The organism is Thalassobacter sp., from assembly GCF_982993085.1.
In genome coordinates this window covers 1-7,761 of the sequence record NZ_CEZFMW010000090.1, presented here as the reverse complement: position 1 = coordinate 7,761, position 7,761 = coordinate 1, and the positions used below count along the sequence as shown (strand labels likewise).

At 58.7% G+C, this 7,761-nt stretch carries 7 protein-coding genes; 1 reads left to right on the top strand and 6 read right to left on the bottom strand.

Annotation, left to right across the window (positions count from 1 at the left end; genetic code table 11):
• The 4 genes from hflK to AC4GMC_RS13200 form a co-directional block, all read right to left on the bottom strand.
• Window positions 1–922 (bottom strand): FtsH protease activity modulator HflK (gene hflK, locus AC4GMC_RS13215; RefSeq protein WP_488093785.1); only part of this gene is annotated, 922 nt, incomplete at its 3' end.
• Window positions 923–1,003: 81 nt separating this feature from the next.
• Entirely contained in the window at window positions 1,004–2,443 is a 1,440-nt protein-coding gene (locus AC4GMC_RS13210) for an FAD-dependent oxidoreductase (RefSeq protein WP_487877890.1), read from the bottom strand.
• Between the two features lie 19 nt (window positions 2,444–2,462).
• Complete coding sequence (gene rpiA / locus AC4GMC_RS13205; protein ID WP_487877889.1) at window positions 2,463–3,251, bottom strand: ribose-5-phosphate isomerase RpiA; 789 nt, start codon at window positions 3,249–3,251, stop codon at window positions 2,463–2,465.
• A gap of 37 nt (window positions 3,252–3,288) precedes the next feature.
• Entirely contained in the window at window positions 3,289–3,972 is a 684-nt protein-coding gene (locus AC4GMC_RS13200; protein ID WP_487877888.1) for a thiamine diphosphokinase, read from the bottom strand.
• A gap of 246 nt (window positions 3,973–4,218) precedes the next feature.
• On the opposite strand from AC4GMC_RS13200, the gene AC4GMC_RS13195 reads away from it, so the two are divergent.
• Window positions 4,219–5,991, top strand: coding sequence for a hypothetical protein (locus AC4GMC_RS13195; protein WP_487879133.1), 1,773 nt, complete (start codon window positions 4,219–4,221; stop codon window positions 5,989–5,991).
• Between the two features lie 172 nt (window positions 5,992–6,163).
• Here the strand turns inward: AC4GMC_RS13195 and AC4GMC_RS13190 are convergent, their stop codons facing one another.
• Entirely contained in the window at window positions 6,164–6,391 is a 228-nt protein-coding gene (locus AC4GMC_RS13190) for a DUF2842 domain-containing protein (RefSeq protein WP_487877886.1), read from the bottom strand.
• 81 nt (window positions 6,392–6,472) lie between these two features.
• Window positions 6,473–7,761 (bottom strand): adenylosuccinate synthase (locus tag AC4GMC_RS13185; RefSeq protein WP_487877885.1); only part of this gene is annotated, 1,289 nt, incomplete at its 5' end.

Here is a 7,761-nt window from a genome sequence, read left to right as displayed (position 1 = left end):
GGTAGGCTTCGGCTTCTTCTAACAGCTGCGCAGATTCACCACGCGCGCCCGCAAGCACGCGGTTTGCGTAGGCGTCCGCTTGGCTTTGCAGACGATCACGCTCTTGCTCGGCGGCCTGCACCTCACGGAAGGCGTCAATCACTTCTTCGGGCGGATCGGCGCGGTCAAAGTTGACACGCAAAATCGCCACACCGGACTGATAGCTATCGAGAGTGGACTGAATCAGCTCCTCAAGACGCTGCGCAATGGCTTCACGGTCCCGGTTCAGGATTGGGGCCAGCTCAGACTGCGCCACGATCTCGCGCATCGCAGATTCGGCCACCGCACGGATGGATTGCTCCGGGTCGCGCAGGTTGAACAGGAAGGCACGCGGGTCGCTGATGTTCCAGGAGACCTGGAAGTCGATGTCGATTATATTCTCATCACCCGTCAGCATCAGACCAGCATCCGCCGCCTGACCCCGACCTGTGCCGATATCAACAGTCCGTTCTGTCGTCACCGGGATCACCTCGGCGCGGACAACAGGCCACGGCGCAAAGTTCAGACCCGAATTGCCGGTGGCCACGTATTCACCAAACAGCAGCTCCACGGATTGTTCTTCAGGACGCACCGTATAAAGCGAGGCATAGACCCACAGACCAACAGCCGCCAAGGCCGCCAACCCGACGGTGCCTTTGGTAAAGATCGGGCCACCGCTGCCGCCCAATGGCCCACGGCCATTGCCGCCGCCGCCTTTGCCGCCCATCAGGACGCGCAACTGCTCTTGGCCTTTTTTCACCAGCTCATCAATTTCAGGGATTTGAGGCCCGTCACCATTGCCATTGGGGCGGCGTCCGCCCCCGCCTCGGTTGCCGCCGCGGTCATCATCACCGCCGCCAGAGCCGCCTCCGCCGCCCCAAGGACCGCCGTTATTCCCAGCCATACAGGTCTTCCCCTTTTGTCGTCTTATCTCTTTAGCGTTGTCCTTCAACTTGTGGTCGAAGGACGAATATTCAAGCCCTTACTAGGCGCTCCGCACCGGGTTCTTCATGGTCACGATTTCCTCAGACATCGTGGGATGAACAGCAACCGTGCGGTCAAAATCTGCTTTGGTTGCCCCCATTTTGACGGCAACCCCTGCAAGTTGGATCATCTCACCTGCGTCTGGCGCCACAATATGACAGCCCAGCACGACATCCGTCGCCTTGGATACAACCAATTTCATCAGCACACGATTAGGCGCACCGGCAAAGGCAGACTTCATTGGACGGAAAGATGTGCAATAAATATCAACAGGTTCGATATCGCGCGCGGCCTCTTCGCTTAGGCCAACGGTGCCCATTTCAGGCTGTGTAAACACCGCCGATGGGATCAATTCATGATCAACCTTGGTCGGGTTGCCTTTGAACACGGTTTCAACAAAGGCCATGCCTTCGCGAATGGCCACCGGCGTCAGGTTCACCCGATTGGTCACGTCCCCAATGGCAAAGATTGAGGGCACATCGGTCTGGCTATAATCATCCACCACGACCTGCCCCGCCCGGCCAAGCTTTACGCCGACCTGCTCAAGTCCCATGCCATCAGTGTTGGGCGCGCGACCCGTGGCAAAGAACACAGCGTCGTAAACGCCCTCGTGGCCGGTGGTGGATTTGACCCACAGCGGGCCGTCACCATCGCCGGTCATCACGGGCGTCTCGCCCGCTGGATAGGCCATCGCAGCATCCGCACCGCCTGCGGCTGTCACAGCGGCCTCTGGCGCCATTTGCAGCACGTTGGCCCCGGTGTGGATATCAATCCCTTGGGTCCGCATTTCCTCAGCGATCAGGCCCCGGGCCTCATCATCAAAGCCACGCAGAATTTGCGCACCGCGGTAGTATTGCGTCACTTGAACGCCCAAGCCTTGCAGGATGCAGGCGAATTCACAGGCGATATAGCCGCCGCCCACGATCAGCACAGTTTTGGGCATCTTAGGCATGTTAAAGATGTCATCCGACACCATCGCCAAATGCGCATTGGGCATGTCGGGGCGCACCGGACGCCCCCCCATAGCCAGAAGAATGTGCTTGGCGGTAAATGTCCGGCCATCGGCCAGCTCAACGGTATGGGGGTCTTTGACCCTGGCGCGTTGATCAAAACTTTCAACGCCAGAGTTCTTCAACAGCGAGCGATAGACACCCTCAAGCCGATCCAGCTCAGCGTTCATCTTGGTTCGGAACTTGGTCCAGTCAAAACCGCCCTGCGTGACGTCCCAGCCATAGGCCCCTGCGTCCTGTGCGACATTGCCATAGCTAGAGGCAAACACCATCAGCTTTTTGGGCACACAGCCCCGGATCACACAGGTGCCGCCGTACCGGCTTTCTTCCGCCAGAGCCACTTTGGCGCCGTTTTCGCCTGCGGCCACACGGGCTGCACGCACACCACCCGACCCGCCTCCGATTACGAAGAGGTCATAGTCAAACGCCATTGCAGTTCCTTCCAAAGTCTCAGCCGCCAACATCTGTAAAGATATTGTCGTTCTCATTCACGGTGATCTGTTCGTCGGTCACTGTGCCGTTATTAATGTCGCGCACAACCACACTGCCATCGGCCGCACCTACGATCACTACGTCGCACAGGTTGATAAACAACCCATTTTCCACAACACCCGGGATCTGGTTCAACACATGGCTCACCTGCCGGGCATCCTCTAGCCGCTCTAGGTGCAGATCAAGGATCAAATTACCCTCATCGGTACGGAACGGCGCGTCTTGGTTGAGACGAAGCGTGATGTTGCGGCCATCTACATCAAGGTCGATCAACGCCTTTTCGATCAGCGACTGGGTCGTCTGCCAACCAAAAGGGATCACCTCAACCGGGAGAGGGAACGCACCCAACGTTTTGACGTGCTTGGTGGGGTCCGTAATCACGACCATTTTATCGCTGGCCGTGGCCACGATCTTTTCTTGCAGCAGCGCGCCACCGCCCCCCTTGATCAGGGTCAAGTTGTCGTCAAACTCATCTGCGCCGTCGATTGTGACGTCCAGCCACTTGGCCTCGTTCAGGTCAACAACCTTGATGCCCAGCGAAGTCGCCAATTCAGCCGTCCGGGTCGATGTCGCCACGCCCGTAATGTTCAACCCGTCGTTGCGCACCATTTCAGCCAAGCAGCGCACCATCCACGCCGCCGTTGAGCCGGTGCCCAATCCGACGCGCATCCCGTCTTCAACGTAATCAACCGCCCGGCGCGCGGAGACATATTTTGCTTTTTCGATGGGGTTCAGATCAGCAGGCACGGCAGAATCCTTGGGTAAAAGGTGGCAAGCGCGTTCTCTATAAACCGCCCGGGCCGGGGCTGCGAGCGGAAATGCCCAAGCCCATAAGTGCTGCATCCAACATCTTTGGCGGCAAGAACACGAGCGTTCCGGGCGCATCAAATTCCAAATGTACGTCCCGCGCGATCACGCGATTGGACGTGCCCAACTGGTTTTGCGGCCCAAGCGTCAGACCCTCAATCGGCCATTCCAACCCGCTGGACCGCCCCGAGACGGGCGACAAAGGATACAGTGATACCCGCGTGCCCAGCGGCAGGTTCAGCGACAACGTCCGCGGGGCGTTGATGATCACCTCATGATCAGACACCAGGACACACGGCGCGCCCTTGTGGGCCGTTAGCGTGGTCAGGGCGGCCAAAGTGTGGTCCAGCAAAGCGCCGGTAAACCCGATCCCCAACAAAAACGGCGCCTCTACGTTACGCAAAACCTTGGCAAAATCCGTTGTGTCTTGCTCCGCTATGGGGTGCAGGCTGTCGGCTGGTAGGCGTGCGCGCACGTCTGCGCCAAGGCTATCGAGGTCTCCGATAGTGGCGATTGCGCGATGCCCAAGCTCCAGCGCACGGCCCGCGCCACTATCAGCGGCGACCAAGGTGGGCGCACGCTCAAGGCACAGGCGCAACATCTGAGCCGAAATCGGTGCGCCCCCCACCAAGGTGACCCCAGCTTCACTGGTTACAATCATAAGACAGAGCCCCTTTCGACGCCGCAATTATGCCTAATTTGTGGTTAATCATCCTGAAATCGCCCCAAACGCGTCGCCTTTTAACTGGAATCGTTTTGTTTAACCAATCGTTGACAAGGTATGGATAGCCTCGGACATTCCGGGGAGAAAGTGCAGCAAGAAATGGTCAACGCGAGCAAAATTCTCACAGTGTCTTATGGCACATTTTCATGCACCTTGGAGGGGTTTGATGATCCCTTCTCTACCATGAAAGACATTTCCGAGTATTTTCGCAACCTCGCATCAGAGGATCGTTTCTTTGGGGCAGAGCCTCCGAAGCTAGACGCCGACATGCTGAAACACATTGCTGAGGTGAATACCCAAGCCTCCGTTTCTGCGCAGATGGGCGACAATGCCGTGACACTACGGCCCACACATGCAGTGACTGACGCCCCCGAGCCGATCACGGAAAAGATCGAAGAAACTGCCGATGTTGAGATCGAGCTAGAGGTCACCGAGGATATTGAGGCGGTTGAGGAAGACACTGTCGAAGCGCCTGAAGCACTCGAAGAGGCAGAGGACGCGACCAAAGACGTAGCGGATGAAGCCATCATCGAAGAGGCTACAGCCGAGATCGAAATCACTGAAGAGGCAGCGCCCGAGACATCCGAGGACACCTCGACCGTGGCCGAACGTTTAGCCCGTATCCGCGCAGTCGTCGCCGAAGATACCGACCCCGAGGACGAAGACGCCTTTATCGAAACCTATTCCGAGGATCAGCACGCCGAGGATATCTCCGAAAATGCGGAAGACACCATCGCCGCCCTGCTGGCCCATGACCACACCACACCAACGCCTGAGGCTGAGGCTGAGGCTGAGCATGACATCATCGAGGACAGTTTTGAGGTCACTGATTTTGATGACGACACTATCGACGATGGCCACCAGATCAAAACGATTGAGGACACAGTCCCCCTCGCTCCGATCGCCAAGCCCGCACCCATCGCGCGCGCCATCGTGACAAGGGTCCTCAAATCCGCAAAAGACATCGCCAAAATGCAGATCTCCAAGCCAAACGTCTCGGTCGAAAATGACACGATTTCCCCTGAGGATGAGGCCGATATGCTAGCAGAATTGGCCCGGATCGAAGCCGATACCGCCAAACGCCGGGCCGAGGCCCTGCCTGCGACGGCAATGAACAATGCCGCAGATCTAGAGCGCCTGTTCGACGCCACAGAAACACGCTTCGACGGGGCAGAAACTTCGCGGGCACATGCAAATATCTCGCACCTAAAGGCCGCTGTCGCTGCTCGCAACGCCGACGCCCCGTCCGTGGCGCCACCCGAGCAGAGCGACGAAACCGAAGCCTACCGCGAAGATTTGGCCAACGCCGTCAAAGACCAAGAGCCTCGGATGCCCGAACCACAGATCGAAACCGCAGAAACCGTGCAGCCAGATCATAGCGCTCCCCTCGTGCTTGTGTCCGAGCAGCGCGTAGACGACGGGTCGGACGAGGACAGCCTCGACGATCTGGACGATGAGCCTCAGGATCAGGGCTTTGAAAATATCGCAGCCCCCTCGCCCGACGAAACCAATGATGGCGACACCCCACCTGCAGAGCCTATTGGCGGAAAAATTCTGCCCCGCCGGGTCCGCCGCGCGATGACGGACAGCTTCGAAACAGATCGTGATACGCTTGCCTCGGTCGCTGCGGCCGCCGGCCAAGATCGTGCAGACCGCGCCGAACTCGGATCCGATTTTGAGGATTTTGCAACAGAACTGGGGGCCAAGGAACTTGTCGACATCCTAGAAGCCGCCGCCGCGTACAGTCAGCTTGTGCAAGGCAGCGATAGCTTTTCCCGCCCCAAACTGCTGCACCTTGCGATGGAAGCAGACGAAACATTCAGCCGCGAAGAGGGCCTGCGCAGCTTTGGCCAACTTCTGCGCAATGGCACGATCAAGAAGATCAAGCGCGGCTCGTTCGAACTGACACGGACATCGCGCTACGCGGAACCTGCGGCCAAACGGTCCGCAAGCTAATCCCACCGGGGCGGCCAACTGCGGCGCCCCACGGATAAAAGGCGGGCGCAGCATCAAGGCGCCCCCTCACGCTTTTGGAAGCTCGTTCCAAACAAACTGGCGGAAGGGATCCTTACGATCCTTCCGCCATTTTTTCGAGATTTAATGTGCGACAGCCACGATGGGCGCGGGCCTAGTCCTTGGACTGCGCATCAGGATCGGCCTGACCGATCCCTTTGAACACGGACTTGAATGGAAACGCCCAGATGACGCCAAGGGCGATGTACACGAACAGTTCCACCACAAGCGGCGGGCGCTCCAGCCAGTTCACAATTGTCACCGCGGTGACAATGTAGGCAGGCAACCCGACAAGCAGGATGACCAACGACCAACGACGACGGGCTTTGTAGCTCAGGGCCATGGGGCACTCCTTAGGGCAGTTTGGACGCCCCCAAAGGCGCGCCCGAATGGCAAATGTGACACGCCCATTCGGGCGATGCGATCAATCCGCGAAGGGGTCCGTCACCAAAATGGTGTCATCACGCTCCGGCGAAGTGGACAATAGCGCGACGGGGCATTGGATCAACTCTTCGACCCGGCGCACATATTTGATCGCAGCGGCAGGCAGGTCCGCCCAAGACCGCGCACCTTCGGTCGATTCCGACCAGCCGTCCATTTCTTCGTAGATTGGAACACAACGCGCCTGCTCATCGGCGGCGGTGGGCAGATAATCCATCCGCGTGCCGTCCAGATCATAACCCACACAAATCTTGAGCGTCTCAAACCCGTCCAGCACGTCTAGCTTCGTCAGCGAAATTCCGGTGACCCCAGACACTGCGCACGTCTGCCGCACAAGGGCTGCATCAAACCAACCGCAGCGACGTTTGCGCCCCGTCGTTGTGCCAAACTCATGGCCGCGTTCACCCAAACGCTGACCATCGGCATCTTCAAGCTCCGTCGGGAACGGGCCTTCGCCGACGCGTGTGGTATAGGCCTTTACGATGCCAAGGACATAATCGACCGAGCCGGGACCAATGCCCACGCCGGTGGCCGCCTGACCCGCAATCACGTTGGAAGACGTCACAAACGGGTACGTCCCGAAATCAATATCCAACAGCGCGCCTTGGGCACCTTCGAACAAAATGCGCTTGCCGGCTTTGCGTTGCTCGTTGAGCACTTTCCAGACGGGCGCGGCGTAGGGCAGGATTTTTCCGGCAATATCGCGCAGCGCAGCAATCAGCGCGTCGCGATCGATGGCCTCAATCCCGAGACCTTTGCGCAGCGGATCATGGTGCTGCAATGCGCGGTCCACACGGGCTACAAGCGTCGCGTCATCAGCCAGATCGGCAACGCGCACGGCGCGGCGACCGACTTTATCTTCGTAAGCGGGTCCAATGCCGCGGCCCGTTGTCCCGATCTTGGTGCCTTTGCTCGCGGCTTCTTCGCGGGCGCGGTCAAGTTCACCATGGATTGGCAGGATCAGCGGCGTGTTTTCCGCAATCATCAGCGACTCAGGCGAAATCTCAACACCTTGGGCGCGGATCGTCTCAATCTCCCGCAGGAGATGCCACGGGTCGAGAACGACACCGTTACCAATTACCGACAGCTTGCCGCCGCGCACAACACCCGAAGGCAGCGCATGCAGTTTGTAAACCGTTTCGCCTACTACAAGCGTGTGGCCTGCATTGTGACCGCCCTGAAAGCGACAGATGATATCCGCCCGCTCGCTCAGCCAGTCTACGATTTTGCCTTTGCCTTCATCGCCCCATTGGGCGCCGACCACGACGACGT

What these genes read in the sequence shown, in the direction of transcription:
- AC4GMC_RS13210 (WP_487877890.1), bottom strand. Translation starts at nt 2,443, where the DNA reads ATGGCGTTTGACTATGACCTCTTCGTAATCGGAGGCGGGTCGGGTGGT.
- AC4GMC_RS13200 (WP_487877888.1), bottom strand. Translation starts at nt 3,972, where the DNA reads ATGATTGTAACCAGTGAAGCTGGGGTCACCTTGGTGGGGGGCGCACCG.
- AC4GMC_RS13195 (WP_487879133.1), top strand. Translation starts at nt 4,219, where the DNA reads ATGAAAGACATTTCCGAGTATTTTCGCAACCTCGCATCAGAGGATCGT.
- AC4GMC_RS13190 (WP_487877886.1), bottom strand. Translation starts at nt 6,391, where the DNA reads ATGGCCCTGAGCTACAAAGCCCGTCGTCGTTGGTCGTTGGTCATCCTG.